Origin of the sequence: Hyphomonas sediminis, from assembly GCF_019679475.1 — a bacterium.
In the GTDB taxonomy this organism is placed as follows: domain Bacteria; phylum Pseudomonadota; class Alphaproteobacteria; order Caulobacterales; family Hyphomonadaceae; genus Hyphomonas; species Hyphomonas sediminis.
This window is the reverse complement of sequence record NZ_JAIEZP010000001.1, coordinates 2,485,728-2,511,978: the sequence shown is the minus strand read 5'-3', so window position 1 is coordinate 2,511,978 and position 26,251 is coordinate 2,485,728. Positions and strand designations below refer to the sequence as shown.

The following is a 26,251-nucleotide window of genomic DNA, read 5'->3' as shown; positions in this document are numbered from 1 at the left end:
TTCGGCCACCAATCAAATAAAACTTACGCAGAGGAAACGGCTCGTCAGATGCTGTCAGTATTAGATATTTTCCGGGTTGGGATTGGCCCATCCAGTTCGCACACCGTCGGGCCCATCCGTATCGGCAATCGGTTCATGGCGCATCTGGCCAACAGTGGAAAGCTAAGTCGTGTTGACCGGATTGTAGCCGAACTGCAGGGCTCATTGGCACTTACGGGCGCGGGCCACGCAACTCCTAAAGCTGTCGTTCTGGGCCTTCTAAATATGGAGCCGGAAACGTTGGACCCGGAAGAGGCTGATAGGCTTGTGGCGCAAGCCTATGAAGAAAAGACCCTTCCGCTCACAGATGGTCGCTTCATAAAATTCGATCCGGAGACCGATATTCGCTTTGCTTATGATGTCATGCCTGATTTGCACCCCAACGGCCTGCGCATTTGCGCTTACGACAAAACGCAGGAAATTCTCGCCGATGAGACGTGGTATTCGACCGGTGGCGGGTTCATTGCCACGCGCAAGCAACTCGAGCGGCCTGTAGAGGATGATATTCTTCCCGTTGGCGATCCTGTGCCGTTTGAATTTGGCTCTGCGGCGCAGCTGCTGGATCATTGTCATGGAAACCGGTTGTCAATCGATGCGGTAATCCTGGCAAATGAAGACGCCAAGCGTTCGCGGGCCGCGACAGAGGCGTCGTTGGATCGCATAGCGTCCGTGATGATGGCCTGCGTCGACCGAGGATTGACGCGAAAGGGTGAGCTGCCGGGTGGTTTGAAGGTTCGGCGCCGCGCGCCCGATATCTGGCAAAAGCTGCAGGACGGCCCCCCCTCAAACGAGAGAGAGCAATTATTCGATTGGCTGAATGTCTACGCCATGGCCGTCAATGAGGAAAACGCGGCTGGTGGGCAGGTTGTTACAGCGCCGACCAATGGCGCTGCAGGCATTATTCCGGCCGTCATCCGGCATTATTGCACGGACACGGAAGATTCCGTCGAGCGTGTCCGGAAGTTTCTGCTCACCGCAGGCGGCATTGGATTGCTCTACAAGCAGCGCGCATCCATCTCTGGTGCGGAGATGGGTTGCCAAGGCGAGGTCGGCGTTGCCTGCTCGATGGCGGCTGGTGGGCTGGCGGCGGTTTGGGGTGGGACAGCGCAGCAGGTTGCGAATGCCGCCGAAATCGGCATGGAGCACAATCTCGGGCTCACCTGCGATCCGGTTGGCGGACTCGTGCAAATCCCCTGTATCGAGCGCAATGCAATCGGTGCAGTCAAGGCGGCAAACGCGGCGCGTCTTGCGCTGCACTCGCTTGAGCAGACCAAAGTTTCTCTGGATCAGGTGATCGAAACGATGCGGCAGACGGGGCTGGATATGTCTTCGAAATATAAGGAGACCAGTCAGGGTGGCCTCGCAGTGAATGTGATTGAGTGCTGACATAAAACTTTCTTGCATCCGACACCGAATTGTAGCGGAACCCCTGTAGCGCTGCATCCTGTATGACAGGGGTAGTTAGCGTAATGCAGGATCCAAAACTCATCTATTCGCTTGAAGTGAGGGTGATCGATCTCGAACAGAAAGTGTCTGAGCTGGAGAGCCTGCTCAACGAAATCACGAGTGGTCGGGTGAAAGGAACGGATCCTTCCGTGGTTCCGCTGCCGCCTGCGCTGCTCAAGCGCATCAATGAGGGTGAGCATCCAGTAAGGGTCGTACGCCAGTTCCGGCTGATGACCCAGAAGGAACTGGGCGAGCTTTGCGGCATCCGCCCAAACCACATTTCCGCTATTGAACGCGGAATGTCATACGGCCTCAAAACAGCAAAACGGCTTGCCGATGCGCTCGCAGTGCCCGTAGATATTTTGACTTAGTGCAAAGTCATCCAGGCATGCAGGCCCGCACGCCGGTAACCGGCAATACGGTTTCCCAACCATCGGCGCCGCGTGTCACAAGGCGCCCTGCGTCTACGCGCTGGCCTCCTTCCAAAATCTCACCAGGTGCCAGGCTGAGATTGACGGACCACTTTCCGTCAGTGGACAGATACTGCATCTCGGTAAAGAATTGCCCAAACACTTCACCGTCCGCGTCTGTTACCGACAATGCGCGTGGCTCTCCTTCATGGAGGACAAGCGCCTCCGCTGTCGCGCCTTCTGCAAAGAAGACGAACTTGCGTGGCGCGGCCATTCCCCAGAGAAATAGCCCGCATTCTCCTGCGCCGAGCTTCTGAGGGGGCAAGCCTTCCGGAGGAATGTCCGCCATGGTGGAGGCGGCGGTGGCGGCTTCTACCGGATTGGCGGGGGCCGCCTTTTCAGTGGATGCGCAGGCAGCCAATGCTGAAGCCAGTATGGAAACTCCGATAAGGCGCATCATTGCGGCAGCTCCGAAAAAGCAGATGGGTAGCGATAAACATAGGTCCCGCCATCGGGCACAAAGCCTGCCAACGGCAATGCATATTGGAACTGTTGCGGGATAACGCCTGATACCCGCGCTTCCAGCCGGCCGGACTGGCCAAAGCGAAACCGGGCTGCGGCATCGAGCCGTGTGCCTGTCGGGCTCTGGGATTGCATAGGGATCAGCAATACGTCCCCCTCGCAGGAAAGGGCGCCGCTCAGGTCTGGCCAACCAGGGCCAAGCAGGGCTGCGTTCTTCTCCAGCGCGTCGCTCCATGCCTGTCCTGATGCTTTATCACAGGCGCCTTTCCGGAAGCGGATCATGTCGCCTGAGAGGCGCGCATTGCCACCAGACTGCCTGATCCAGGCTGCAACACCGTCCAGGGCTGCAAAGTCCAGCTCCAGATTGTAATCCTTCAATTCGGTTGATCCACTTGCAAAGGCCGCGGCTTTGCCGGTGCCTTTTCCAGCAGGTCCGGCCCAGTCGAAATCATAGGCGATGCCGAGACCGAGAAGTGCCGATGGGTCAAACTTGAGACTCGCATCGCCGAGAAAATCGTCGCCCGCTTTCAGACCGGTAACTTTGCCGCCGAGTATGGTTCCCTCAACCGACGTCCAGCTGAGGCCGCGTTCCTGCGCGCCAGAGGCTTTCAAGATGAAACTGAGCGGCGCAAACGCCGCCAAGCCGACAACAAAACCAATCACCAGAAAGATAATCAGTAAAAAGCGCATCAGGAGACCCCATCAAGGCGGAATTTTAGGGACGCATCCAAGTGTCCGTTTGCGTTCGGCTGCAGCTTCGCGGACGTTACATGAACTCCCAAAGCTGTTTCTACTTGCTCTATCCAGGTGAACAGGGCGGGAGACGAAACGTCAGAGAACTGAACACCAAACTCGGATGTCGCACTTATTGGTGCTGATACTGCAGCCAATCCCGCCTCTGTGGCCATTCGAAGAGAGGCCGATTGAGCGGCAGCGATATCCTGCGATCCGGCAGACGTTACGTGAGGTGAGATGGCCTCTCCTTGTTCGATCAGGGACCCAATGCGATCAAGGCGCGCCAGAGTCTGGGCCGCTCTTTCATGGTTCAGCTTCGATTGGTCCAGCGTCATCATGGCTGGCTGTAAAACCAACTGCCAGATCACGGCGATCGCGAACAAAGTGCCTGCCGCTCCGACCATAACTTTTTCCCGGCCAGTCCGGCCTTCCCACCAGTTCTTCATGGTGTGGCCTCCAGAGTTACCGTGCCGTTCAGCGTGCCGTCGACCGTGGCTTCTATTGCCGACTTCACCAAAAACCCGCGGCTTTCGAGGAATAATACGCTGTTTTCGATTGCGTCTGAATTTGTTGCGCTGACATTGGCGGTCAGAACGCCCGCATCGCCATCAAAAGATAGCCCCTTTAGTTGAAGGGAAGCGTTGGCGGTGACCGCTTCAAACATATTCGCCGCGGCAATCCGGAAATTGATTGTATCCGGAGTATAGTTGGACGCCAGCATGTCTCGGGTGGCGCGATCAATGTTAACGGGGATTTGTGCGCCGGGAAACAGGGTGCTGTATTGCTGCGCCGCCCGTTTGTTCATCTCGTCCGTCGCATAGTTGAAATTTCGAGCTTCGAAGATGAGAGTTCCGGTCCAAACGGAAATGGCTGCGATTGCGAAGCCGGCCGCTTTTCTCCAACCGCTTACGCCCTTTTGCTTTTCCTGGACTGCTGCAAATGGACCGGTCCGAAAACTGACGGTTTGGAGACGGGCCGATCGTTCGGCCAACCGGATCAGGTTTTGGCCAGCGGGTGGTTTTTCGTTGCTTTGTGCTGCATCAAGCGCATTGAGCGCGGGGGAAGGCAGCGCGGTATCAACACCAATGATCCTGTCACCTTCGCGCTGAATAATCCGGGCGTCCAGATATACGGGCGTTTCAATTTCCAGGAAGAGGCTTTGTTCGGGAACAATGGCGGCCGCCGTCAAACCTGCGCGGTTCAGTTTTTCGATCCAGTCGCTAATGAGCTTCTTATCGGCAACGTAGATGTCTCTCAGCGTCGAGCCCTTGCGGCGTGGACCCAGGATAAGGTGGGCTTCTTCGACCGGTTGCGCCAGTTCATCTTCGATCGCGTAGAGCGCCGCTCGGGCCGCATCCTTTTCGTTCCTTGCGGGTACGGGCGCCCTGAAATGTGCAACTAGGGTTGCTGGCGCGAAGGCAAGGCATTCGCTGGTGCCGAACGGGCCACGGTGCGACAGCACTTCGAGCTGGTCTCCACGCTCTCTGGCAAACTCGATCTGTTCATCAGGATGGGCGGGCAGCGCAGCGTACAGGATTTGCTTCATCACTCTTCTCCCATGCGTCGCCACGTCGTGTGGGCCGCTGCACCATTCTCCGTACTGATCAGGAATGCAAAAGGCCAGCTGCCACTGTCCAGTACGGTCCGGCCCCTGGCTTCATAGAGGCCGCTATTTACAGACAGGGCTTCAGTTCGTTTCTGCCCTTCCGGAATGGTGCGAATATCTGGAAGCAATTCGAACTGATCTACGCTGCTCCAGCCCGTGTCCGGGCGCTCGGACAGGATACGCTCGGCCGCCGCGAGTGTAAGCGCCTCCGAATAGGCTGCACGCAGAAGTGACGCCTGTTCCGGGGAAAGCGTATTGATGTTCAGCCGCACAGCCTGCGTATTACGCTTTGTGCAGATGACAGGCTCGAGCGCGGCGCGCAGGTCTGCTGTATATCCCATGACGGCGGCCAGTTCGTAGGGGCTGTCCATTATCTGGTTTGCGGCGCGATACGAAGGGCTCAGTGTCATGTAATATCCGTCCTCCGCGCCGCCTTGGCGCGTGTTCGAATCTGCATCCAACCAGTCGGCAAGCGCATTGGCGAGCCCATTGGCGTCGGAAGCTGGGATGTCCAAGTCCAGCAGGAGCGTCACCCAGGAAAGCTTCGCCAGCTTAGCGACGTTCTCGTCCTTGTCCGCCAAAGCATTGATGTTGAAACAGTTGGTTGCGTCGGCGATCTCAAAACTGACAACCCCGCCGCGGATTGGAATGACGACGGTTTCGCCCAGCCCCGTCATGATGGGTGAAATCTGGCCGGAGGTGCGCCGGGCCAATTCATCCACGGCGCTCAAGGCCAGCGCTTCAGCCGAATAGGCGGCCCAGCTGGCATCAGACCGACGATACGAGGCTTTCGACAAGTCCGTTTGCCGCGCAATTGCGGCTGTTGCCATCAGGGCGGCTACCGCCAGCGCAGCTACGACGACGAGAATGGAGAGCAGCGCTGCGCCGCGTTGGTTTTCGGGGTGGGTCATAGGCGTCGTCCAATGCGGAAACGCGCAGTCATTTCGTCCGCCTCTCCAAAACGGAATGTCAGTTCAATTTTGTCGGGTGTCGTCTGATCCTGCGAGGAGGCCGGCACGATCCAGTCATTTCGCCAGGTATCCAAAGTGCCATAGCGCACCGATATATCCTGCAGGTCTGCGATCAGCGTCTGGTCTGAAATCCTGCTTCCTGGAGCAGCGTCCGGCGTGCTCCATGAGCGCCGCACAAGGGCGCCGCTGTCAAAGCGATATTCCACGCGCTGCAAGTCTCCGCGCGGATGCTCGCCCGGATTGGCCCAGCCATTACGAACAAATGTAACGATGCGGCCATCAAACCGCACGGCATGTCCTTCAAACAAGGTGGCCTGATCAGCCGAACCATCGGCGCGGCTCGCGCGGGGCACAAAGGCGGCAAAGTCGTCTCTCAACATCGAGAGCGCTGTTTGAATTTCGCGGGCCTGCGTGCCGCGTTCCTCGACCAGCCTGCTGCCTCGCAAAGACTGGATCAACATGACGCCGCCAGCGGTAGACAGCAGCGCGATGATGAACAGCGCGATCAGCGTTTCGACCAGCGATATGCCGGACTGAGAGGCGCGGGCATCGGTCATGCCGCCGGCTCCACCCTGTGCAGCAGGGACACTGTACCTAGCACAGCCTCTGCGTCTTCCGCGCGAACGCGGATTTCTATTTGTATGAGGTCGTCTCTGGGCGCGGGTGAAACGACGCGCTCCCAGGTGTAGGACCTCTTGCGCTGGACTTCGGTGCCGACTGATCTGCCAACGACCTGGAGTTGCGGGTTTGTGATCGTGTCGACGGCAATATTTTCAGCGACTTGCCGCGCGAGCGCCCGGTCGCCGAGCTCAGCGCTGATGCGTACGCTGTTGGTATTGAGGGTCAAAAGTCCAACTGCGGCTGTCGAAAAGACAGCCAGCGCGACAAGCGCCTCCATCAGTGAGAAGCCCTGCTGAGCCTTCATGACGGCATATCCACGGCGACTTTGCCGTCGGCACCAAGGGTCAGGCGCGTGACGAAGTCATTGCGCACAAGATCGATGGTGACTGGCGGCGTGTGGCCCAGTGGATCAAAGATCACGGCAGGGACTGGCGCTTCAGTGGCGTCTGCCGCACGCAGGGGTTCGCCATCGATCAGGATGGACATTCCGGCCGGAAGGTTTTGACTACCGATCAGGCGCCAGGTTTCATCTTGCCAGATGGCAGGCGAGTACCGTCCTTGCTCGAAAACCATGCCGGATGGCTGGCCGGTGATCAGCGCGCGCTCGGAGGTTCTTTCCAGCGCTTCGCGCAGAAGGCCGACAGCTTGTTTCTGTGGTTGCGCGCGCGGAAGGGTCAGCACGATCAGCGATGTAGCGACCGCCACGATGGACAGCGTAACCATGACTTCCACCAGGGACAGGCCAGCCTCAGGATGCGCGTTGCGCAGCCTTGAAGTTCCCTGTTTCAGATGGAGATTTTCATGGTGCAAGGGATCGTCCTATTCCCAGTTTCCGATGTCGGCGTCGTTGCCTTCGCCGCCGGGTTTGCCGTCCGCGCCGAAGGAGAATACGTCAAATCGCCCACCGGACCGCGTGCCAGGGAAGGCGTACTGGTAGGGATTGCCCCAGGGGTCGTTCTGAACGCGGCGAATGTAGCCGCCAGGGCGGTAGAGCGTTGCATCCACGCCAGGAGGCGGCGCGGAGAGGGCAGCGAGGCCCTGCTCGCTGGATGGGTAGGTGTAGAGGTCCAGGCTGTACTGCTCGAGGGCATTTTCCAGATTGGCGACATCGGCGCGGGCCTTGGTGACGCGTGAACGGTCGCCGACTGGCGCGACATTGACAATGATGAGCGTCGCCAGGAGGCCCATGATGAACACGACCACCATCAGTTCCACCAGCGAAAAGCCGGCCTGCTTGCGGCGACGATCTGTCGTGGTTGCTTCAGTTTCAGGCGACATGGGGCGCTCCATTATCCGAGGGCGAGAGTGTTGAGCTGCATGATCGGTAGCATGATCGAGAGCACGATTGTGCCGACAATACCGCCGAGCAGGATGATGATCACAGGTTCGAGCAGACCGAGGGCCACATTGGTGGCGGTTTCGAATTCGTCTTCCATGAAATCGGCGGCGCGGTTCATCATGGCGGGTACATTCCGGGCCGCTTCACCGCTGGCGACCATGTGGACCATCATGGGCGGAAAGACGCCTGTGGATTTCATGGCGCTGGACAATGCGCCGCCGCGCTGGACGGTTTCCAGGATCTGATCGGCAGCATCCCGAAACACCAGGTTTCCCATGGCATTACGGGCGCCGGAGAGGCTTTCGAGGACGGTGGCGCCGGCGCTGGACATGGTCGCGTGGATCCGGGCGAAGCGGGCGGCGGCGACTTTGCGGATGAGATCCCCGAAGAAAGGCAGGCGCAGGAGCAAGGCATCCCAGCGGCGTTTCCACAGTGTCATTTTGAGGACGATTGAGGACAAATAGATACTCGCCAGTATCAAAACGAGGACAATCAGGCCCCAATCGCGGACAAACTGGGACAGCGCGATCACGAACTGCGTCAACGGCGGCAACTCGGCGGCGCCGAGCATGGCAAACTGCTCGACAAGCTTGGGGACGACCCAGACCATGAGCGCGGTGACCATGAGCGTCGCCATGACCCCGAGGATGGCCGGATAGATCATCGCTGACTGGACCAGGGTGCGCAGGCGGTAACTGCGCTCAAGGTGGGTGGCGAGCTGATCCAGCACGAGGCCGAGCCGGCCAGACGCTTCACCCGACGAGACCACGGCCCGATAGAGGGGCGGGAAGGCGCGCGGCGCGCCGCGCATGGCTTCGGCCAGGGTGGCGCCTTCCATGACCTGAGATCGGACGCCGAGGAGCAGGCTGCGCTGGGGCGAGGCATCGCTGTCGCCTGCCGCAGCGGTGAGGGCCTGCTCAATGGTCATGCCGGAGGAGACCAGCACGGCAAGCTGGCGGGTGAGGAGGGTGCGATCCTTCTCCTTGAGGCGGCCCGCGCCGGCAAAACCGGCGGCCTTTTCACCGCGCGCTTCAGACACCGAAACGGGGGTGAGCTGACGGTCGCGCAGCTCCCGGCGGGCAGCGCGGGCGGTATCAGCGGAGATCACGCCGCTGGTGCGCTTACCGTCCGCCGTCAGGGCCTTGTATTCAAACGCTGCCACCGAACCACGCCTCCCGGCGGCATACGTGCAACAACTCTTCAGCGCTGGAGGCGCCGATCAGCACATGCCGCAATCCGTTCTGGAACAGCATATCAGATTTCGCAAAAGCCGTCCGTTCAATGTCTTCTTCGGTGGCGCCGTCATGGATCATGCGGCGAATGGCGGTGTCGATCACCAGAAGCTCATAAACGCCAAGGCGGCCTTCATAGCCGGTGTGGCCGCAAGCCGGGCAGCCAACATGCCGGTAGAGTGTCAAGTCCGTGCGCCCTTCAAGGCCGAGGCGCTGAAGCAGCTCGGGCGGCGGGCTGTAGGCTTCCTTGCAATGCGGGCAGAGGCGCCGGATGAGGCGCTGGGCCAGCACAGCGCGCAATGTGGAGGCGAGCAGGAAGCTTTCCACGCCCATATCCCGCAGGCGAGTGATGGCACCAGCCGAACTGTTGGTGTGGATGGTGGAGAGGGCGAGACGGCCCGTCAGCGCAAATTCCAGCGCGACTTCGGCGGTTTCGACATCCCGGATCTCGCCAACCATGACGATGTTGGGATCGTTACGCAGGATGGAGCGCAGGGTGGCAGCGAAGGTCAGGCCGACCTTGTGATCCATCGGGGTCTGGCTGATGCCATCGAGGCCATACTCGACGGGATCTTCCAGCGTCATGATGTTGACGCGGCCCGTATTGAGCTGAGCAAGAGCAGAGTAGAGCGTCGTGGTCTTTCCGGAGCCTGTGGGGCCGGTGACGAGGATCACGCCATTAGGCTCACTCAGGGCGGCGCGAAAGCGGCGCTCGGTGTCTTCGTCCATGCCCAGCGTTTCAAGACCCATGAGCGCCTGACGCGTGTCGAGGATGCGCAGCGCAACACGCTCGCCATAGCGCGTCGGCAGTGTGGCGACGCGGACATCGAGGGCCCGGCCGCCGAGCGTTAGGGAGATGCGGCCATCCTGGGGCATGCGCTTTTCGGCGATGTCCAGCCGGCTCATCACCTTGATGCGCGATACGAGCGGCGCAGCCACGCGGCGCGATGCGGTGAATACTTCCTGAAGTTCGCCGTCTATGCGGTAACGAACGGACAGCTTGTCCTCAAAGGGATCGATGTGAACATCGGACGCGCGGCGCCGGATCGCGTCCTGCAGCAAGCCGTTGATGAGGGTGATGATCGGTGCATCGGTATCGCCCGCAAGAAGGTCTTCCGTTTGCGGAAGACCATCGAACAGGCTTTCAAGATCCCCGCCAGACCCGGCAGCGGCTTCCGCGGCGCTGCCATCGAGCCGCGACTGGCCGAAACTGTCTGACAGTTGGCGCTCAAACTGCACCGAGTTCATGGCTTCCAGATGCGCCGGAACGCCGACAACCCGGCGTGCCTCCGTCATTGCGATTGGATCAGCGCCTTCGCGCACAGCAAAGGTCAGGCCGTCCCTGCCGGGAATTACGACGATGCCCTTGTCGCGGGCAAAAGCGTAGGTGACCTGATCGCGTAGCATGATTTGATTATTGCGGCGGTTGGACCGCTTGGGAAGCCGGGCCGCCATTGCCCAGCACTTCGCGGACGAATTTGTCGATCGTAGTACCGGGTGCCGGGTCGCGCATCAGTTCCTCTGCCTGAACGTAGAGGTATTTCTGATTGGTGATGGATTTGGCGTCTTCCTTCGAGCGGACGATGGTCGGACGGATGAAAACCATGAGATTGCGGCGCGTTCCGCCTTTACCTTCCGAACGGAAGAGGCGGCCGGCGACGGGAATGTCGCCGAGCACCGGAACCTTGGTGTCACGGACGGTATCGGTCTGCTCGACGAGGCCGCCGAGTACGATGATCTCGCCATTGTCGGCCAGTACGCTGGCGCGGATTTCGCGCTTGTCCAGGATCAGATCGGGCGTGACCGTGCCGACACTGCCAAATACACTGGAGACCTCCTGGCGGATGTCGAGGCGAACGGTATCATTCTCACCAATGCGCGGAGTGACTTCGAGCTGAATACCGACATCCTTGCGCTCGACCGTGCGGAAAGGATTCGAGTTGGCGTCGCCCAGAACCTGACCTGTCGTGATCGGAATTTCCTGACCGACGATGAGGGCGGATGTCGCGTTGTTCAGCGTCATACCGAAGGGCGTGGAAAGGATGCGCGAGGAGGTATCGTCTTCGACCGCATTCAGGATGGCGCCAAAGAGCGTATCACCGGACTGACCACCGAAGCCGAGTGTGAGGCCGGATGAACCCGTCAGTGAGCTGATTGCCGCTTCCCGGAAGGGGTTGGCGGTCGAGATGTCGCTGAAGGCATCCGTGACCAGCGCGCCGGTGAGCGCCAGAAGATTTGGCGCGGCGCGGGAGAAATTGGTCGAGGCGAAGGGCACATTGCCGTCCGTGCCCGAGAGCAGGAACTGGAGGCCGAGTTCACGGGTCGTGTCGTCCGACATTTCCACGATGATCGCTTCCACCATCACCTGCGGGCGGCGCACGTCGAGCGCGGAGACGACCCGCTCCATCGCCAGGATGGTTTCCGGGTTGGCGCTGATGACCAGCGAGTTGGTGGGCCCGTGGTGCGCGATCGTCTGGGCGACGGGCGCAGTTTCCGATGGCGAGCGCTGCATTGCCATGCTGTTGGCGACGCGCTCCAGGATCGGGACGACTTCGGCGGCGTCGGCATAGTTCAGTGTGATGACGCGCACGGAATCGCGCTGTGGGTTGGTGGCGTCCAGTTCCATGGCGACGCGCCTGGCGCGCTCCACCGACGACGCATCGCCGCGCAGGATGATGGCGTTGCTGGTGAGCGAGGCGACGGCGGAGAAGCGCGCAGCTGTCTGCGTCTGCTGGCCGGTCGCCTCGCCCTGGAGGCGGGTCAGGACCGTTTCCATTTCCGCGGCAGGAACGTTCACCAGCGGAACGGTTTCGATGATCGTCTGATCGCGGTCCAACGTATCGATGATGTTGCGGACGCGCTCGAGGTTGGACGCATAATCCACCACGACCAGCGTGTTTGTGCTGGCATTGGCGACGACCTGGCCTTGCGAATCCAGCAGCGGCTTGATCATCTGTGCCGCTTCCATCGCGTTGGCGCGGTCGAGCTTGATCACTTCGGTGATGAAGGCGTTTGCTCCGGGGCCGGACATGGGCGCTTCCGTGGATGCGATGGCGCGCGGCAGGATGCGGTAGGTGTCCTTGCCGGCGGGCACGGCGGCGAAGCCCTGGATGCGAAGCGTCGTCAGGAAAACCTGAAACAGCTCCTGCGTGGACATCGGCGTTTGCGAGACGACCGACACACGCGCCTTGCGAACATCCGGATGGATGATGAAGGTGTAGCCCGTCAGGGTGGAGATGTCTTCGATGAGCGTGTTCAGCTCAACATCTTCCAGGTTCAGAACGTGACGGTCCTGGCTGGGGGCGGGCGCCTGCGCCGCCGCGAGCTGGGACGCAGAAATAGCGGCAGCTGCCGCAATCAGGATGTGATTTTTCATTGAGCGAGGCCGGAGTCAGGAGAGAGGCGTAGGCGGACGATTGCGCCTTTGCGGACAACATCGAGCGCAATCATTTCGGAAGACATGACAGCGGACTGGATCGCCTCCGGGCCCATGCCTTCAATGCTGGCGCCGTTGACGCGCAGCACGAGATCGCCGGATTCAAGACCGGCTGCTTCGAAATAGCCCTGCCCGCGGGACGACAGGCGGTAGCCGGCGACCGCGCCGTTGCGCAGTTCTGGCGTGAGATCGACATCTGTCAGGAGGAGGGCGGGTGTAACTTGCTGGGCGGGAGCAGGCGCAGTGGCGACGCGGGTAGCCGGCGCTTGCGGCGCAGCGGCCGTGGAGGCAGCCGAGGGCGCGCCATTGCCGAAGAGCGGCTTCGACGGATCGCTGAGGAGCAATTCCTGAAGCTGGCCATTGTAGCGCAGGAAAACGCGGTCTGCAGCGACAGAGTCGAGGACTGCGCCGGAGACGATCAGTTCGCCGGGGGCGACGCGCTTCTGGCTGTTGTCCGGCAGGATGATGACGGCGCTGCTGGCGGTGTGCTCATTGCTGGACCAGCGCAGGCCGGCGATCTTGAGATTCAGTGATGTCGGAACAGCGGCCTCGTTAAATGCGGCAGACTGGCTGAACGGATCTGAATGGGTGAGGAGGGCGAGGTTGGAGGAGGCTTGCGGCGCAGTCTGCGCTGCTGTGAGGAGGGGGGCGTTGCTGGACATGCCGTTGCCGGGCGCAGCGATCACCCAGGCAAAGCGGGCGAGCAGCAATCCGGTTGTCAGCGCGAGTGCCGCCTCCAGCGCTGTGCGACCGAGGGAGGCGTAGGGAAGGCGTGCGGCGCCGTCTGCTCCGAAAAGTTTCATCAGCCCTGAACTCCCAAAGGTAGCCATCCTGCTTAATCACACTTGTGCGACAGTTCTGAGACGTGGGCTGCAGCAAATTGGAGCTGCAACCGTCGAACGCGGCACTGTCGGACGTCCCGAAATCAGTAACCTGAACTGAGCTGAATTCCATCTAAAATTTGAGGCGCGGCAGGTAGTTAAGCCCCGCCGCGCCTCGATTTTCAGCCTGCTTCGCCGTAGGGGCGAATTTTAACCAGGATCAGAACTCGGTGCTGAGGCCGACGGAGAGCGTGGTGCCGAGGTCGTACTGGTTAACCCGGACATATCCGCCACTGCCGCTCTGGAATTCCTCATAGTCTTCGCCCAGCAAGTTCTTCGCTTTGAGGTCCAGCGTGAAGGACTGGCCACGCAGATCGAAGCCCTTCTTGTAGACGAGGTCCATGTTGATGCCGGGCTCCTGCATGAAGTCAGGCTGGCCGGCAGGGGCGCGGGCCGTGGAGCGCTCGCTGGAATAGTTCACCAGAAGCGTCAGCTGAGAGCGGGCAACATCATCGGTCCAGCCGAGCTGAAGGTTAGCGATGTGCTCGGACTGGCCCTGAAGGCGCGCGCCGTCAACGATGTAGTCGGTGGCGGGGCGGGGTTGGCCTGCGGACTGGAGCGGGTAAACCACATCGCCCGGGCCAGCTTTCACTTCGGAGTTGGTGTAGGTGTAGTTGGCCTGAACCAGGAACTCCTTGTTGCCGAAGAAGGCGCCCTCGAACGGGCTGTCGAAGACCCGTTTGATGTCCACTTCGACGCCGTAGAGAATGGCTTCCGGTGCGTTGAGGTAAGTCTGGAACACCGAGGCACTCTGCTGGACCACAACGGCTTCGACCGGGCGGTCGAGCTGTTTGAAGAACACGCCCGCCGTGAGGGCCTGACCGCGATCGAAGTAAAGTTCGTAACGCGCGTCGAGGTTCAGGATCTCCGTATCGGTGAGGTAGGGGTTACCGATGAAGATGCGGCTGCTTTCCGGGTCGAAATATTGCTGCGGTGCAAGTTCGCGGAATTGCGGGCGGCCGATGCTCTTGGAGGCACCGAGGCGGAGCTGCTGGTCATCTGCGAAGTTCCAGGTGAGCGTGGCGGCCGGCAGGAAATACTGATTGCTCAGTTCCGGCGGCGCTGCGGGGGCAGCTTCGGCAGCGATGAGCGATATCGGTGTTACGGACTGAGTTGCGTCTTCGAAGCGAAAGCCGATTGCGGTGCGCACCAGCGGGATGATTTCGGCGTCAACCTTGGCATAGGCGCCGAAGACGTCGAGATTTGCATCATATGCGGCAGCGCCGGCAGCGCCCGTCGTCTCGCGCAGGACGAAGACATCCGGGTTGATGTTGTAGTTTGCAAACAGGAAGTCCGGGCGTTGCTGCTGGATCAGGAAATCCAGCGGCGGGTTGTCAACCAGGAACGAGAAGATGCGCGTCTGGGCGCTCCGCTCGTTCTGGGATGCTTCGATGCCGGCGGAGTATTCAATGTCGCGGGCCGAAGACAGCGATTGGACATATTTGATGTCGGCGCCGCCGCTGACGATCTTGTCATCCAGATACGAGAAGCTGATGCTGTTGGAGGAGCCCGATCCGGCTGGATCGTAGACGTAGGAATTCGTCAGGCTGCTGAAGACGTAGTTGATCTCCCGCTCATAAGGGGCATCACGCTTCGTCTGCGCAAGCGAGGCGCGCCAATCCAGCGTCCAGGGGCCGCGGAAGTGCTCACCATTGAGCTGGGTGCTGTAGAGTTCGCGCTCATACCATGCGGTGCGATCGCTGCGAACGTCGCGGGAAGCCAGATCGTTGTAGCCCTGGCGAATGTAAGCCTGCTTCGTGGTGCGCCGGATGTAGAGATTCGTCCAGTTGATCTTGTCGTCGCCAAAGTCGAGTCCGGCGCCGAACAGAGCGTCCCAGCCGACATTCTGTTCCGTAGACACATATTCATACTGCGAGGCGGCAATGAGCTCGCCACCGCTGATTTCGCCATACTCCTGGACAGCGTTACGCGTGCGCCAGTCATTGCTGTAGCCGAGGACGCCGATGATGCCGAGTTCGGCGCCGCCGAGATCGAACGATGTTCCGCCGGTGGCTTCATAGCTGCCGTTCATCGGGATGCTGTCATTCGACTGGATCAGGTTGATCGGCGCATTGACGAAGGACTGGCCCATCGCCTGGATTTCAGCGTCCGTGAAGTTCACAGGCTGGATACGCAGGCCGGTTGACATCGCTTGGCGGATGGCGCCGGGGATTTTGCGCGTGCCATCATCAAAGCCGAAGGCGTCGCCGTCAGAACCGTAATAGGTGATGCCGTCCTTGCCGGTTGTTTCGGTATTATAGCTGCCGCTGATCGAAAGCTCGAGAAAGCTCTCCTGCGGGATGTTGCGGGTGCGCAAGTCTACGATCCCGCCACCAAACTCGCCAGGATATTCGACGGAATAGGTTTTCTGAACCAGGACGTTTTCGAGAATGTTTGTCGGGAAAAGGTCGAGCGGAACAACGCGCTGGAGTGGCTCCGGACTCGGCAGGGGCGAGCCGTTGAGGCGTGCGGCGGAATAACGCTCGCCCAGACCGCGCACGTAAACGAAGCGGCCTTCGGCGATGTTGATGCCGGTGACGCGGGCGAGCGCTGCGGCGGCGTCTGAGTCGCCCTGGCGCGCGAGGTCTTCCGGCGCGAGGAAGGCGGCGACCTCAGAGGTGCTGCGCAGGACTTCGGGAATGTAGCGGCCAAGAACGACCACTTCGTTCAGCTGCAGATCCTGAGAATCGGTGGCTTCTGGCGTTGTGGCCTCAGAAGTGTTGTCGGTACCGTTGTCGGTCTGTGCAAAAGTGAAAGCGGGCGAAAGGATTGCCGTCGAGGCGATCAACAGTGCCCGGAGGGACAGCGCGCGGAATTTCATGAGTCAAGATCCTGAATGGATGCTTCGGATGTGAGAAAGAATGGAGGCCCCGTATCCGAGGCCTCCATCTGGTCTTGCGTTAGTGGCAGGTCGGTTGACCTGGGAGGCTGCATGTCCAGCCTGCGTACCAATCGTCGTTCGCATCGCGCACGGCGCCGATATAATCCACCGGCTCAAGGAAGTCCGTGATGAACGTATTGGAGGGGCTCAGGCCGATGCCGGCGTTCAGCGATGTCGGGAAGGCCGACGCCGTGATAGCGTTTTCGTTCGCGCCGTTGATGAAGCCGTTGGTCAGCGTCGAGACACCGTTCAGGACGTTGTTGGCGCCGGCATTGATCAGCGCTTCAGCGTCAACGGTCGAGACGCCGCTGGCGCCCTCGACGTTTCCGCCGTCACAAGAGAAGAACACCGAGTTGTAAAGCGGGCCGTTGCCAGCAACGCCGTTCGGGTTCGTCAGGGTGACAGCGGTCGCAATGTTCAGACACTGGTGGGCGCCGGGGTGACGGATCACCGAGTTGTAAACGCGTGCCGTGTGTCCGGTGTTGTGAACAATGGCGTCGCGGGTGCCGTTGTTACGCATCACGACCGTCCAGTTGGCGTAGGTCGGACGGGTGAAGAAGTCGGCCGTGTTGGTGCCGCGCGAAGACGTTTCCCAACCGAAGTCGCCACCGCCGTCGCGCTGGTACACGATGCCGAACTGAGCAGCGCCGCGCCAGCCGGAGTCGGTGTCGAAGGAGTCGTCATCGTTGCCAGTGAGCACGATGTGGCTGAGGTTCAGGTTGCCACCGAAGATCTCGATGCCGTCATCGGAGCTGTTGTGGACCTGAACGTGGTCAACAGTTGTGCCGTTGCCAACGCCGGCAAAGGTGATGCCGTTGAGTTCGTTGTCCGGAGCGATCGACCAGCCGGAGTAGGACAGCTGGAGGTAGCGGATACGGCCGCTGGAGTCGGACGGCGAGTTGCCGCCGTAGTAGGCGTTCGAGCCTTCAACCTGCGCTTCGCAAGCGATGTTCGGCGGTGTCACAGACGCCGTGATGCAGCCATCAGCGGTCGGTGCGCGACCGTTGATCACCAGACCGCCCCAGCGGCCGATGGTGTTTTCAGTGGCGGTGCCATTGATCCGCTCACGGCTGGTCATGATGATCGGCTCGGCGGCGGTGCCTTCAGCGAAGATTTGCGAACCGCGGTTCACCAGAAGATAGTTCAGGCCCACATCGCCGAAAAGCGTAACGCCTGGTTCGATCGTCAGGATGCCTGCCTGGCCGCCTGGTGCCGGATCGTTCGGATTGGGGCCAAGGTCGGTGCCGACCTGCGTGCGACCGTTGATCGAGTAAACCGTGCCGTCGCGCTTGGGGACGACGAGGTTGCCGATGATGTCATTCGGCAGCTGGCAAATGCGCATGTCGGAGACCGTGCCGACATTGGCGAAGCCGGTGGGGCAGTCAGCCGCTGCGCCGCCGGTCGGCGGAGGCGTGGTCGGCGGTGTGGTCGGCGGAGGTGTGGTGGTGGGCGGCGGCACGAAAGCCCCGGCGCCGGGGGAAGCAACGCCATCAGCGCCGCTGCATGCGCCCAGCAGCGCGACTGCCGCGCAGCCCAATAGCACTGCACGAAATTTATTGGTGGTGAGCATGAAAGTCTCCGTCTTGAACCCTGAGCGGGTGCGCTGACGGTTCCCCCCGTCGCGCTCGCAGATCAGGAATCTCTGTCTGCCCGCAGGCCGGAGCCTTAAGATCTGTTTGCAACAATTACGGGAAGTTTAGATGACACTTCCGTGAAGCCCTCAGTGGGCTTGTTGATGTGTGATGCTCTGGCAACATTACGAAAAATTGTATGTTTCTGTAGGGAACATCTCGCCCCATCCGCGCTCCCGGAACCATTTGGTCACGACGTATTTTGAGCCCTTGCGAACTTTCATTCCGTGATGGATCGTGTGCGGATTAACTGTGCCGTCGGGATTGAGGTTGTTCCAGATAACGGCTTTTCCTTTTTCCGGCATGATTGTCTTTTCCAGTCGCCGGAAACGGGTTCCGCCGCCTTCCTCAACGTCATTCAGGTAGATCATGAATGTCCAGGTGCGCTGGCCGGTATACTGGCAATGAACCTGATAGTCGCGCGTGCCGGGGGGGAAGTAGTCGTAATGGGCCTTGTATTCCTGATCTGTGTCGTAGCGCTGGGCCTGCGTTGCATCGGAATAGGACCAGTGAACACCAAGAGCATCGGCCATCAATTCATCGAGCTGCATGACAAGGTTGTGCCCGAGGGAGCCGATGTCGGAGGTGCGCGAGGTGCGGATCTTCGGATCGGCAAAGGCGTCGGTTGTTGTTGAGGCGCGCAGGCGCTCGTCAGTCAACGCGACCAGGGCATCGCAAGTTTGCGGGGCCAGGAAGTTTGGCCAGACATAGAGTTGCGCCTTGGACACCGGCACACGGCGGAGCAGGGGGTGTGACAATGCCCGGCGCGTGATCGGGGCATTCGCGAGAGCCTGGTAGTCGACATCTTCCACAGGGCGGCGGCCATCATAGGCCGCGCGCATCAAGGATCGTACGGCAGCATCGTCAAAGCCGTGGCCAATGAGCTGGCGCTTTACATCGTGCGGCTCATAGCCTGATCGAAGGCGGACCCAGGTGAAGGTCACCCATTCGTCATTTACGGTCACATCCTTCATCGGTGAGTTCCTTTCAGGTGCCCTTGAATAGGGGAGGAGTGTGACGTGCGCATGACGCGCCAAAACGCTCCGCAGCAGGAACAAAAAAGGAGTTACACGGAAGATACGAAAACGTGTAACTCATTGACGCAAAACTGTAAAATATATAGTGTGACAGTTATGTTACACTTCAGATACAAGGCTTTGTCACTCCTCGCACTGGCGATTGCGGTGCCCGGGGTTTCCTTCTCAGAACCAGCTTCTGCACCCTTCCTTTCGGGTGGGGAATCAAAGGCAGAAGCAGCATCGCTCGATGCGGCAGCGATGGAAACAACGTTGGTGGCGGCTGTGCAGGGCAAACGCCTTCAGGCGGGTGTCGGACTGTTGCAGGTTTCTGACTCGCTCTCCCGCGTTGCGCAGGCGCACGCCATCGACATGGCAGAGCGCCAGTATGCGGCGGATGTCTCGCCAGAGGGGCTGACGCTTCTGGACCAGGTGCGCCTTGCTGACCGGCAATCGCTCTTCAGCACATTCGGTACGGCAATCGCGGTGGTCGATGCCGGAACGGATGCCGGGCAAGTGCTCAAGGCGCTGATGTCTGACCCTGCGAATGCGGAAAACATCGTGCGCAGCAGCTTTGATCATACTGGCATCGGCGTTGCCGAGAAGAATGGGAAACTGTTCGTCGTGCAGTTGCTGGCGCGGGTGGATGGGCAGCTATCGCGCCCCCTGCCGATGAATGCCGGGGGTGTGGAGTTCCTGCGGGCGGACTTTTCTGCGCGCGGCATGACGCCGGTCAGCTGGTCTGTCCGAGACGAGGACGGCGCAGTGCTGCTGCGTGGTTCCGGCGACCGCGTGCGCGATAGCCAGGGGCGCTCGATTGAGGGTTATCTCAATATGGATGTGGCCCTGGGGCAGGACGTTTACACGCTTCGCGGGCCTTACGTCCGAATGGATTGAGGCCGGCAAGCGGGCACAAAAAAGAGCCGGAGCGAAACGCTCCGGCTCTTTTTTGTCTTGTGCGATGGATCAGTCTGCGGAGAGCGCGCGCAGGACTTTGGCCATTGTGTCGAGCTTCGGAACCGAGCTCGTGCGGTCAATCAGGGCGTGGCAGCGGGCGCGGGCTTCGCTGACCGGGTCGCGCTGGTCCTGGGAGGCAGCGTCGGAGGCCTGGAACAGCTCGGCGATCGGAACCCGAAGCGCGCGTGCGACGCTGGCCAGCATACCGGCGCTGAGGCGGTTGGTGCCGGTTTCGTACTTCTGGAGCTGCTGGTGGCTGATGCCCAGCTCCTGACCGAGCTCGGAGAGTGTGAGGTTCTGCGCAATGCGCAATTCGCGGATCTTTTCGCCTACCTGCTGGTCAACCTTTGTCGGTGAACGGGAGCCAGCGGCGCGAATCTCTTCTTGCATCATTTTTCCACCTTTAGGTTTTAGTCTGTCTCCTAAGTGACAAGCGTTCAAGCAAGTGAATGGGTTCCAAAAATTTTGAAACGCTTACCAAGTTTTTGAAACGCTGGGTGGGGTTCGTTTAAAATCTAAGGGTAGCTCAGATTTCCACTTAAATGACGAATGCTCAGGATTTGCTTATAAATACTAGTAATCCCGCTTCCACCGAACGGAAACGCGGGACTCTCCGGTGGAGCGTGCTTCGGAGGTTACCGAAATCTGAGGCTTCGGCTGCCACTCGACTTCGACGGAGTTCCCGGATGCACCTGCGGTTGTTATTTCAAGGTATACTTCCGGTGCCAGATACTGGCCGACACCCAGCTCCGTATTGCCGTCGTCGCTGACGCCGAGGCGCAACCGGTCGAGGCCCAGGCCCGCCTGAATTTGCCCCAGGGGATCAAGTCCGCCGCCTTGTCCGCTGAGGCGCGCGATCGAGGTGGCCAACTCTGCGGCTTCCAATGCAGAAAGGTCCATGACGGAGCGACCAAACAGCATACGTGCGAGGATCTCGTCCTGCGGAAGTTCTGGTGTGCTGGAGAGTTCGATGCGCGGGCTGCCGGGGGACCCGGTGACATTCACCTCAGCGGTGAAGGAGTCGACCTGGCGCTCGGCACTTATGTCAACCCGCGCAGAATCGACGGGACCGTCGAAGGTGACCACGCCGGTATCAAACACGAAGGGCCGGCGGGCCAGTTCGAGCTGCCCGCGTACCAGCGTCGCGCGCCCATTGAGGAGGGGGGCAGCCGGCGAGCCGGTGACATTGACGTTGACGCCCCATTCGGAATCGAGGCCGCGACCATCGATGAAGATGCGGCGGTCGGACTGGATCAGCATATCGAAGCGAATCGGCTTTTCTAGGACCGGATCTTCCGGCTCATCTGTAATGTCTTCGCGCCAGCGCACATCAAGACGCCGGGCGCTGGCCGCAGGCAGGTTATCGAGTGAGAAGTTTGCTTCATCGACATTAAGTTTGCCGGAGATGATCCTGGCGGTATCTGTTTCCGTCAGCGCCGCATTGCCGCTAAGGCGCATCTTGTCCGAATTGCGATCGTATACGAGCAGCCGGCGCAGCTCGATTCCGACTTGCCCCTGTCGCTTTTCGTCCAGGCGGCCGGACGCCTTGATGTTCCCGCCATCGGGCCCTTGTCCGACGGCATCGACCGTCAGGGCGCTGTTTTCAAACGCAGCATTCATGTCAAAACGCGCAATGCGGAAGCCCATCGCACCGTATTCGTAGAGGCCGTTCTTGATATTGGCCTTGGCGTTGATCTGTGGCGCATCCAGCGTGCCCGTCACGAAAACGGTGGAGTCGATGGTTCCGCCGACGTCATGTCCGTAGGCGAGCGCAATCTGGCGGATGGCTTCAAGGTCACCCTTGAACTGACCATTGCCGAGAACGCCAGCCTGGCGGTTCAGCCGGGCCATCTCGTTTTCGCGCGCCGTTACTGGTAGTGCGAGGGCGAAATTTCCGCCGAGCGTCGGGCCATAGCTTGCGCTGCCATCAATCGACAGCATGCGCGCATCCAGCTTTCCGGAGATGTTGAGGTCGATCGCGCCATCAAGCCCGGTCACGGGACTGCTGGTGCGGATGTCGAAAGAGCCAGTTGGGGATCGACCAAAAGGCAGGAAACTGCCTGCGCCATCGATGCGGGCAGCTGAAACGGGCGCGCCGTAGGAAGACAGGATGGGACCAGCGTCGACATTGTCGAACGCAAATTCCAGATGCGGCGAAGCCCCGGTTGTGGCGAGGGATGCCTGGATGCTGCCGCCGAGGATGCTGAGGTCAGCTTTGAGTTCCGGATTTTCGCCGAGGCGCCAGGTTGCGTCCTGGCGCGTGGAAATCGTTTCCCCGAACACCTTGCCGTTCAGGCGCAGTGTGCCTTCTGGCGCGTCACCCTCAAGGGACGCCGAACCGGAGACCTGCATGTCCGTTTCGCGGCCGCGCGTGGCATCTTCAAACCGGGCGGTATATTCATAGCCGTCGGGCTGTGTTCGGATGTTCGTCCGGATACGGTCGAACCGTGTATCTTTCGACACGATGGTGTTTTTTGCGTCGGCGTCCAGAACGATGACGAGCGGTTCGCCCGTGTCCTGATTGAGCGTGGCGTTGACGAGGATTTCACCGAATTCGACACCGCCAAACACGAAATCACTTCCAGAGATACGCGCGTCTGCCTCCAGCCCGCCTGCATCTGCGATCAGGGCGTTTCCGGAAACCCGCAGTTTGCCGAGAAAGCCGGCAACGTCGTCAATCCGCGTGGAAGCGCTCCTGCGTTCGAGCAGGGCAGACAGGTCAACAGTCTCGTCGCCATAGGAACCGGTGATCCGGACGGGGCCATCGATATTGCTGCCCGACTGTTCCAGCGAGGTCGCGACAGCCAGGTTGTCAACGGTATTGGAACCATTCTGAAGCATGCCGCCAGCGCTGTTGGCCGCAATCAGGATCGTATCGCCGGGCTGAGTGATGCTGGCTTGAAGGGCGCCGAGATTGACCATTGTTCCGGCCGTGGTGAGCGGAACAGTTTGTTCGGCAGTAACCTTGAGGTTCAGGCCGGCGTTGCCTGCGAGGGGGCCGGTCGCATCCGCGCTCACGCCCGGCAGACGCAGGCGCACCATGCGCGCTGTTACCTCTCCGCCGGAAATACGCAGCGCGGCTGATGCTGTTCCCGTGCCGTTCACCAGCTCTGCCATGGCGTCCGGCCCTGAAAGGTTCCGGAGGGAGAGGTTCGTCGACAGATCGATTGCGTTGAAGGGGCCTTTGAGGCTGACAATGCCTTCACCCGTTCCCGAAAAGCCCGGAACGAATGGCGAGATCGACTGGCTAAGCCTGCCTGATAGATCCATCTCGCCGCTCGCGGCATCCACTATGCCGGCAAGGCGCAATGTTCCGCTATCGTGTTGAATGTCTGCCGCGTCGATCGTCAGCTTCGTCGAAGCGACATTGAATTGTCCGGAAAGGGTCGCTTTCGGGGAGGGGCCAATGGCCGCGCTGGCGATATCCCCAATCGGGAAGGGGCCATGAAATTCCAGGTTTCCTGAAAACGGAATTTCAGCGTCTGCCAACGAAACTGTGACGTTTCCGGAGGCTGCCTCAAACGGCAGGATCGATTCTTCATCCGCAATCAGACGAACTTCACCCGTGTAGCCCGGTTCACCGGATGCATAGGTAAGCTCGCCATTCAGCATTAGGCCGGCGCCATTCTGCCAAAAGGGTTTCAGGGAGGCGAGGTCAGCGCGCACATGCGCGGGGCCAATCAGTTCACGCTTTTGGAGGTCTGCGAGCCCGGCAAGGTGGACCTCGCCTTCGGCGACCAGCGCATCGAATTCGAAATGGGCTTCGTCCCCATTGAGGCGGGCGTTGAGCGATGTTTCCGCAGATTTTCCGAGCAGCGCTGTAATCGCTTTGGGGAGAGGCAGGGCAGTTGCGTCAAGCTTGGCAGACGCGCTGAGTTGTCCGTTTTCTAACTTGCCGGAGAGATAGGCCTTGTCTTCCCGGTCGATGGAGAAGCGCGCTTCGGCAACGCCATTTTCGAGATCGCCGGCGCCATTGGCTTCGAGACGAGCAGTAGAGCCTGGCGCCAGTTCCAGCATGTGGGCGAAGATGCCGTCTGCGGGGGCGTCCGCGATGACGGTGATGTCGAACCGCTGGGACGCGGTCATGACGATCAGAAGGTCTACACGGTCGCCGCGCCCCTCAATGGGGCGAAGCCTCAGCGCGGCGTCCAGGGCGCCATTGTCCTGCTGGACGAACCGGGCGCTAATTTCGGAAGTCGACTGGGGCCCAGCGACGCCATCGGCCAGAACGAGTTGATCCAGCACCAGCGAGTTCATGTGAACGCGCCAGCTGCCGCCGCCTTCGGAACGAGGGCGGGGCGCACGCACGGGCCGGGAGTAAATTGAGACGGTGTCGATATCCAGTTCGCTGATCGATAGCTTACGTGTCAGGAGACCAAGCGGCGACCAGCGAAGGCGAACGTTTTTGGCCTCGGCCCAGACGCCGTCGTCGTTGCGCACCTGGATGCTGCCCACGGTCATGTCCGACAGTGGGTCGCCCTTGAGCGTGTCGACTTTAAGTTCGCCATAGCCTGCGACATCCATCCCGTCGATCTGTGAAAGGATGAAATTGCGTCCGCTGTCGGTCGTTATCCAGATGCGCAGCGCGCTGATAGCTGCCACGCCGCCCGCGGTTGCCAGGATGGCGCCAGTAAGCCAGGGGTGGCGTTTGCGCCAATCCTTGAGGGGGAACGTTGGCAGCATCAGAATGCCTGCCCGATGGAAACGTAAATCTGCACCGGGGAGTCGCCGTCTCGCTTGTTCAGCGGTGCGGCGATGTCGAACCGGATAGGGCCAAAACCGGGATAGTAGCGAATACCAAGACCGGCGGCAGCTTTGGATTCGCCAAAGACAGCCCCCGGATCGTCGCTTGCCGCGCCGAAATCTACAAAGGCTGCATAACCGAAGCGCTCGGAACGCCGCCAGCGTAGTTCCGCAGATGCAGAGAAAAGGCTCCGGCCGCCAAGGTATTCGCCGAGACTGTCGGTTGGAGAGAGGGATTGGTATTCGTACCCGCGCACCGTGCCGCCGCCACCGGCGAAGAACAGGCGGTCTGTAGGCACGGCGTTCGAACCGGCAAATGCGCCGTACTCTGCGCGGAAGGCGGCCACCAGATCATCAGCAATCTTGCGGTATGTGGCGCCGGAAATCTGCATGCGCGTATAGCCAGGCGTACCGTCACCAAGCGAAATACCGCTTTCTACGCTGGCGAAAGCGCGTACGCCTTCCTGCGGGTCCAGTGGGTCTCCAACATCTGTATATGTTGCGGAAACCGGAATGGAGAAGGTAACCTGATCGCGGTCGCCCAGATAAATCCGGGTGCTCTGATCGGTGATGCGGGTCGCATCAACAGCAGCGCCGACGGACAGGGTCAGCTGGCGAGTGAAAGGTTGAGACAGGGTCGCCGCGAGCTTGACGCCATCAAGGTCGTAGGCTTGCGTCTCCTCCTGCCGCACGCCCAGCTCGGTCGTCAGGGTGCGGCCGAATTTTCCGATATTCGGAAGTTCGTACGTGCCCGTCAGGCCGCGGGACAGGGTTGCGGCTTCTGCGCGCACCGTAACGGTGTCGGCCCGTCCGGTGATGTTGCGCTTTTCCCATTGAACGTCTGCGCCGACGCCTTCTGTGGTTGAGGCTGTTGCACCGAAGCTGATAGAGCGCCTTTTTGAGTCTGCGAGAGTCAGGGAGACGGTGTGATAACCGTCAGCGTCCGGCTCATCGGAGACGACAACGCCGATACCTTCGTATAGCTCGGTTGAGCGCAGGCGCGACCGCAAGCGATCTATCGTTCTGGGTGTATACGTTGCCCCGGTCTTCCAGGTTTTGAGGGTCTGGATGGCTTTCTGGCCGCGCGGTGAGGGGTCATTGCTGACGAGGTCGCCGAGCTTCACCAGCGGGCCAGGGGTCACCGTATAGGTGATCTCTACATCGCTTTCTTCTCGAGACGCGAGTGCGTCGATGCCGGGGCTCTTTGCAAACGCATAGCCTCGTTGCTGAAGCGTGGTGACGATCAATGCTTCGATGCGCTCGACATCCGCTGTGCGCGCGACCGATCCTGGGCGCAGCGTTGCCAGATGAACATCCAGGGCGCGCTGAGTATCCGCGTCGACCGTGTCTATGCCGTTGAGCGTAATCGAGGAAATGGTGAAGAGAGGACCCGAATCGACAGTCAGCGCTGCGTTCGTGTCCATGGTGGCAAGCTGTTCTGCACTGACCTGCGCGGCGAAATATCCCTCGGATGCGAGCAGGTTCTCAATCGAGCGGGCAATTGAATCGGCCCGGTTCCGCTTTTCGAGTACGGACCGCGGGGCAGGCTGGCCAGTGTTGAGCAGGGCATTCGCCCGAGAGGCGAGTGCGGGCGGAACGCCGACAAGGTGGAAATCTCCCTGCGACGCGGTTCCGTTGGTCCCCTGCGTACCATTTTGGGTGCCATTCAGGGACGCACAGGCGGTCACCGCGCCCAGAAGGCACGCGCCGGCAATCGGCCGGAGGCGATCAAATCCCGAATTCAACGCTATGCGCTTCATAGTTACCGGTGTTCAGCGTTCTGCT

Annotated in this window: 22 protein-coding genes; 3 read left to right on the top strand and 19 right to left on the bottom strand. The window is 60.4% G+C overall.

Translation table 11 applies throughout. The features are described from left to right. The first annotated feature begins 48 nt into the window (after nucleotides 1-48). On the top strand, nucleotides 49-1,425 hold the full coding sequence (locus K1X12_RS12365) for an L-serine ammonia-lyase (protein WP_220987877.1): 1,377 nt from the start codon (nucleotides 49-51) through the stop codon (nucleotides 1,423-1,425). An 83-nt stretch (nucleotides 1,426-1,508) separates the two neighbouring features. Next, entirely contained in the window at nucleotides 1,509-1,856 is a 348-nt protein-coding gene (locus K1X12_RS12360) for a helix-turn-helix domain-containing protein (protein WP_220987876.1), read from the top strand. A 7-nt stretch (nucleotides 1,857-1,863) separates the two neighbouring features. Here the strand turns inward: K1X12_RS12360 and K1X12_RS12355 are convergent, their stop codons facing one another. The 16 genes from K1X12_RS12355 to K1X12_RS12280 form a co-directional block, all read right to left on the bottom strand. Then, nucleotides 1,864-2,355, bottom strand: coding sequence for a hypothetical protein (locus K1X12_RS12355; RefSeq protein WP_220987875.1), 492 nt, complete (start codon nucleotides 2,353-2,355; stop codon nucleotides 1,864-1,866). Further along, the gene (gene gspN / locus K1X12_RS12350) at nucleotides 2,352-3,107 is read right to left on the bottom strand and encodes a type II secretion system protein N (protein WP_220987874.1); all 756 of its coding nucleotides are present in this window, start codon (nucleotides 3,105-3,107) and stop codon (nucleotides 2,352-2,354) included. The genes K1X12_RS12355 and gspN overlap by 4 nt, the downstream gene beginning before the upstream one ends. Next, nucleotides 3,107-3,598: a type II secretion system protein M gene (locus K1X12_RS12345; RefSeq protein ID WP_220987873.1), complete on the bottom strand. Its 492-nt coding sequence runs from the start codon at nucleotides 3,596-3,598 to the stop codon at nucleotides 3,107-3,109. Before K1X12_RS12345 ends, gspN begins: the two co-directional genes overlap by 1 nt. Next, nucleotides 3,595-4,698: a type II secretion system protein GspL gene (gspL, locus tag K1X12_RS12340; protein WP_220987872.1), complete on the bottom strand. Its 1,104-nt coding sequence runs from the start codon at nucleotides 4,696-4,698 to the stop codon at nucleotides 3,595-3,597. The genes K1X12_RS12345 and gspL overlap by 4 nt, the downstream gene beginning before the upstream one ends. After that, complete coding sequence (gspK, locus tag K1X12_RS12335) at nucleotides 4,698-5,669, bottom strand: type II secretion system minor pseudopilin GspK (protein ID WP_220987871.1); 972 nt, start codon at nucleotides 5,667-5,669, stop codon at nucleotides 4,698-4,700. Before gspK ends, gspL begins: the two co-directional genes overlap by 1 nt. After that, entirely contained in the window at nucleotides 5,666-6,286 is a 621-nt protein-coding gene (gene gspJ / locus K1X12_RS12330) for a type II secretion system minor pseudopilin GspJ (protein WP_220987870.1), read from the bottom strand. Before gspJ ends, gspK begins: the two co-directional genes overlap by 4 nt. Beyond that, the gene (gene gspI, locus K1X12_RS12325) at nucleotides 6,283-6,654 is read right to left on the bottom strand and encodes a type II secretion system minor pseudopilin GspI (RefSeq protein WP_220987869.1); all 372 of its coding nucleotides are present in this window, start codon (nucleotides 6,652-6,654) and stop codon (nucleotides 6,283-6,285) included. The genes gspJ and gspI overlap by 4 nt, the downstream gene beginning before the upstream one ends. Beyond that, entirely contained in the window at nucleotides 6,651-7,160 is a 510-nt protein-coding gene (locus K1X12_RS12320) for a prepilin-type N-terminal cleavage/methylation domain-containing protein (protein WP_225907966.1), read from the bottom strand. Before K1X12_RS12320 ends, gspI begins: the two co-directional genes overlap by 4 nt. Nucleotides 7,161-7,169: 9 nt before the next feature. Continuing rightward, a complete protein-coding gene (gene gspG, locus K1X12_RS12315; RefSeq protein WP_220987867.1) occupies nucleotides 7,170-7,628 on the bottom strand; it encodes a type II secretion system major pseudopilin GspG in 459 nt (152 codons plus the stop codon). A gap of 11 nt (nucleotides 7,629-7,639) precedes the next feature. Beyond that, entirely contained in the window at nucleotides 7,640-8,851 is a 1,212-nt protein-coding gene (gene gspF, locus K1X12_RS12310; RefSeq protein WP_220987866.1) for a type II secretion system inner membrane protein GspF, read from the bottom strand. Further along, nucleotides 8,838-10,328, bottom strand: a complete 1,491-nt coding sequence (locus K1X12_RS12305; RefSeq protein ID WP_220987865.1) for a GspE/PulE family protein — start codon at nucleotides 10,326-10,328, stop codon at nucleotides 8,838-8,840. The genes gspF and K1X12_RS12305 overlap by 14 nt, the downstream gene beginning before the upstream one ends. Nucleotides 10,329-10,335: 7 nt before the next feature. Beyond that, entirely contained in the window at nucleotides 10,336-12,297 is a 1,962-nt protein-coding gene (gene gspD, locus K1X12_RS12300; protein ID WP_220987864.1) for a type II secretion system secretin GspD, read from the bottom strand. Then, a complete protein-coding gene (locus K1X12_RS12295) occupies nucleotides 12,294-13,160 on the bottom strand; it encodes a type II secretion system protein N (protein ID WP_220987863.1) in 867 nt (288 codons plus the stop codon). Before K1X12_RS12295 ends, gspD begins: the two co-directional genes overlap by 4 nt. A 238-nt stretch (nucleotides 13,161-13,398) precedes the next feature. Continuing rightward, nucleotides 13,399-16,059, bottom strand: coding sequence for a TonB-dependent receptor domain-containing protein (locus K1X12_RS12290; RefSeq protein WP_220987862.1), 2,661 nt, complete (start codon nucleotides 16,057-16,059; stop codon nucleotides 13,399-13,401). A gap of 79 nt (nucleotides 16,060-16,138) precedes the next feature. Beyond that, nucleotides 16,139-17,689 (bottom strand): beta-helix domain-containing protein, encoded by a 1,551-nt coding sequence (locus K1X12_RS12285; RefSeq protein ID WP_220987861.1) that lies wholly within the window; start codon nucleotides 17,687-17,689, stop codon nucleotides 16,139-16,141. A 186-nt stretch (nucleotides 17,690-17,875) separates the two neighbouring features. Beyond that, the gene (locus K1X12_RS12280; RefSeq protein ID WP_220987860.1) at nucleotides 17,876-18,724 is read right to left on the bottom strand and encodes a prolyl hydroxylase family protein; all 849 of its coding nucleotides are present in this window, start codon (nucleotides 18,722-18,724) and stop codon (nucleotides 17,876-17,878) included. A gap of 159 nt (nucleotides 18,725-18,883) precedes the next feature. Between K1X12_RS12280 and K1X12_RS12275 the strand changes: the two genes are divergently transcribed. Next, a complete protein-coding gene (locus tag K1X12_RS12275) occupies nucleotides 18,884-19,663 on the top strand; it encodes a CAP domain-containing protein (RefSeq protein ID WP_220987859.1) in 780 nt (259 codons plus the stop codon). A gap of 69 nt (nucleotides 19,664-19,732) precedes the next feature. On the opposite strand, the gene K1X12_RS12270 is transcribed toward K1X12_RS12275, so the two are convergent. The 3 genes from K1X12_RS12270 to K1X12_RS12260 form a co-directional block, all read right to left on the bottom strand. Beyond that, nucleotides 19,733-20,116 (bottom strand): helix-turn-helix domain-containing protein, encoded by a 384-nt coding sequence (locus K1X12_RS12270; RefSeq protein ID WP_220987858.1) that lies wholly within the window; start codon nucleotides 20,114-20,116, stop codon nucleotides 19,733-19,735. 180 nt (nucleotides 20,117-20,296) lie between these two features. Continuing rightward, a complete protein-coding gene (locus tag K1X12_RS12265) occupies nucleotides 20,297-24,406 on the bottom strand; it encodes a translocation/assembly module TamB domain-containing protein (protein ID WP_220987857.1) in 4,110 nt (1,369 codons plus the stop codon). Next, nucleotides 24,406-26,226, bottom strand: a complete 1,821-nt coding sequence (locus tag K1X12_RS12260) for an autotransporter assembly complex protein TamA (RefSeq protein ID WP_220987856.1) — start codon at nucleotides 26,224-26,226, stop codon at nucleotides 24,406-24,408. Before K1X12_RS12260 ends, K1X12_RS12265 begins: the two co-directional genes overlap by 1 nt. Between the last annotated feature and the right edge of the window lie 25 nt (nucleotides 26,227-26,251).

Coding starts and splice junctions, on each gene's coding strand:
- K1X12_RS12365 (WP_220987877.1), top strand. CDS start 49: ATGCTGTCAGTATTAGATATTTTCCGGGTTGGGATTGGCCCATCCAGT.
- K1X12_RS12360 (WP_220987876.1), top strand. CDS start 1,509: ATGCAGGATCCAAAACTCATCTATTCGCTTGAAGTGAGGGTGATCGAT.
- K1X12_RS12355 (WP_220987875.1), bottom strand. CDS start 2,355: ATGATGCGCCTTATCGGAGTTTCCATACTGGCTTCAGCATTGGCTGCC.
- gspN (WP_220987874.1), bottom strand. CDS start 3,107: ATGCGCTTTTTACTGATTATCTTTCTGGTGATTGGTTTTGTTGTCGGC.
- K1X12_RS12345 (WP_220987873.1), bottom strand. CDS start 3,598: ATGAAGAACTGGTGGGAAGGCCGGACTGGCCGGGAAAAAGTTATGGTC.
- gspL (WP_220987872.1), bottom strand. CDS start 4,698: ATGAAGCAAATCCTGTACGCTGCGCTGCCCGCCCATCCTGATGAACAG.
- gspK (WP_220987871.1), bottom strand. CDS start 5,669: ATGACCCACCCCGAAAACCAACGCGGCGCAGCGCTGCTCTCCATTCTC.
- gspJ (WP_220987870.1), bottom strand. CDS start 6,286: ATGACCGATGCCCGCGCCTCTCAGTCCGGCATATCGCTGGTCGAAACG.
- gspI (WP_220987869.1), bottom strand. CDS start 6,654: ATGAAGGCTCAGCAGGGCTTCTCACTGATGGAGGCGCTTGTCGCGCTG.
- gspG (WP_220987867.1), bottom strand. CDS start 7,628: ATGTCGCCTGAAACTGAAGCAACCACGACAGATCGTCGCCGCAAGCAG.
- K1X12_RS12305 (WP_220987865.1), bottom strand. CDS start 10,328: ATGCTACGCGATCAGGTCACCTACGCTTTTGCCCGCGACAAGGGCATC.
- gspD (WP_220987864.1), bottom strand. CDS start 12,297: ATGAAAAATCACATCCTGATTGCGGCAGCTGCCGCTATTTCTGCGTCC.
- K1X12_RS12295 (WP_220987863.1), bottom strand. CDS start 13,160: ATGAAACTTTTCGGAGCAGACGGCGCCGCACGCCTTCCCTACGCCTCC.
- K1X12_RS12290 (WP_220987862.1), bottom strand. CDS start 16,059: ATGAAATTCCGCGCGCTGTCCCTCCGGGCACTGTTGATCGCCTCGACG.
- K1X12_RS12285 (WP_220987861.1), bottom strand. CDS start 17,689: ATGCTCACCACCAATAAATTTCGTGCAGTGCTATTGGGCTGCGCGGCA.
- K1X12_RS12280 (WP_220987860.1), bottom strand. CDS start 18,724: ATGAAGGATGTGACCGTAAATGACGAATGGGTGACCTTCACCTGGGTC.
- K1X12_RS12275 (WP_220987859.1), top strand. CDS start 18,884: ATGTTACACTTCAGATACAAGGCTTTGTCACTCCTCGCACTGGCGATT.
- K1X12_RS12270 (WP_220987858.1), bottom strand. CDS start 20,116: ATGATGCAAGAAGAGATTCGCGCCGCTGGCTCCCGTTCACCGACAAAG.
- K1X12_RS12265 (WP_220987857.1), bottom strand. CDS start 24,406: ATGCTGCCAACGTTCCCCCTCAAGGATTGGCGCAAACGCCACCCCTGG.
- K1X12_RS12260 (WP_220987856.1), bottom strand. CDS start 26,226: ATGAAGCGCATAGCGTTGAATTCGGGATTTGATCGCCTCCGGCCGATT.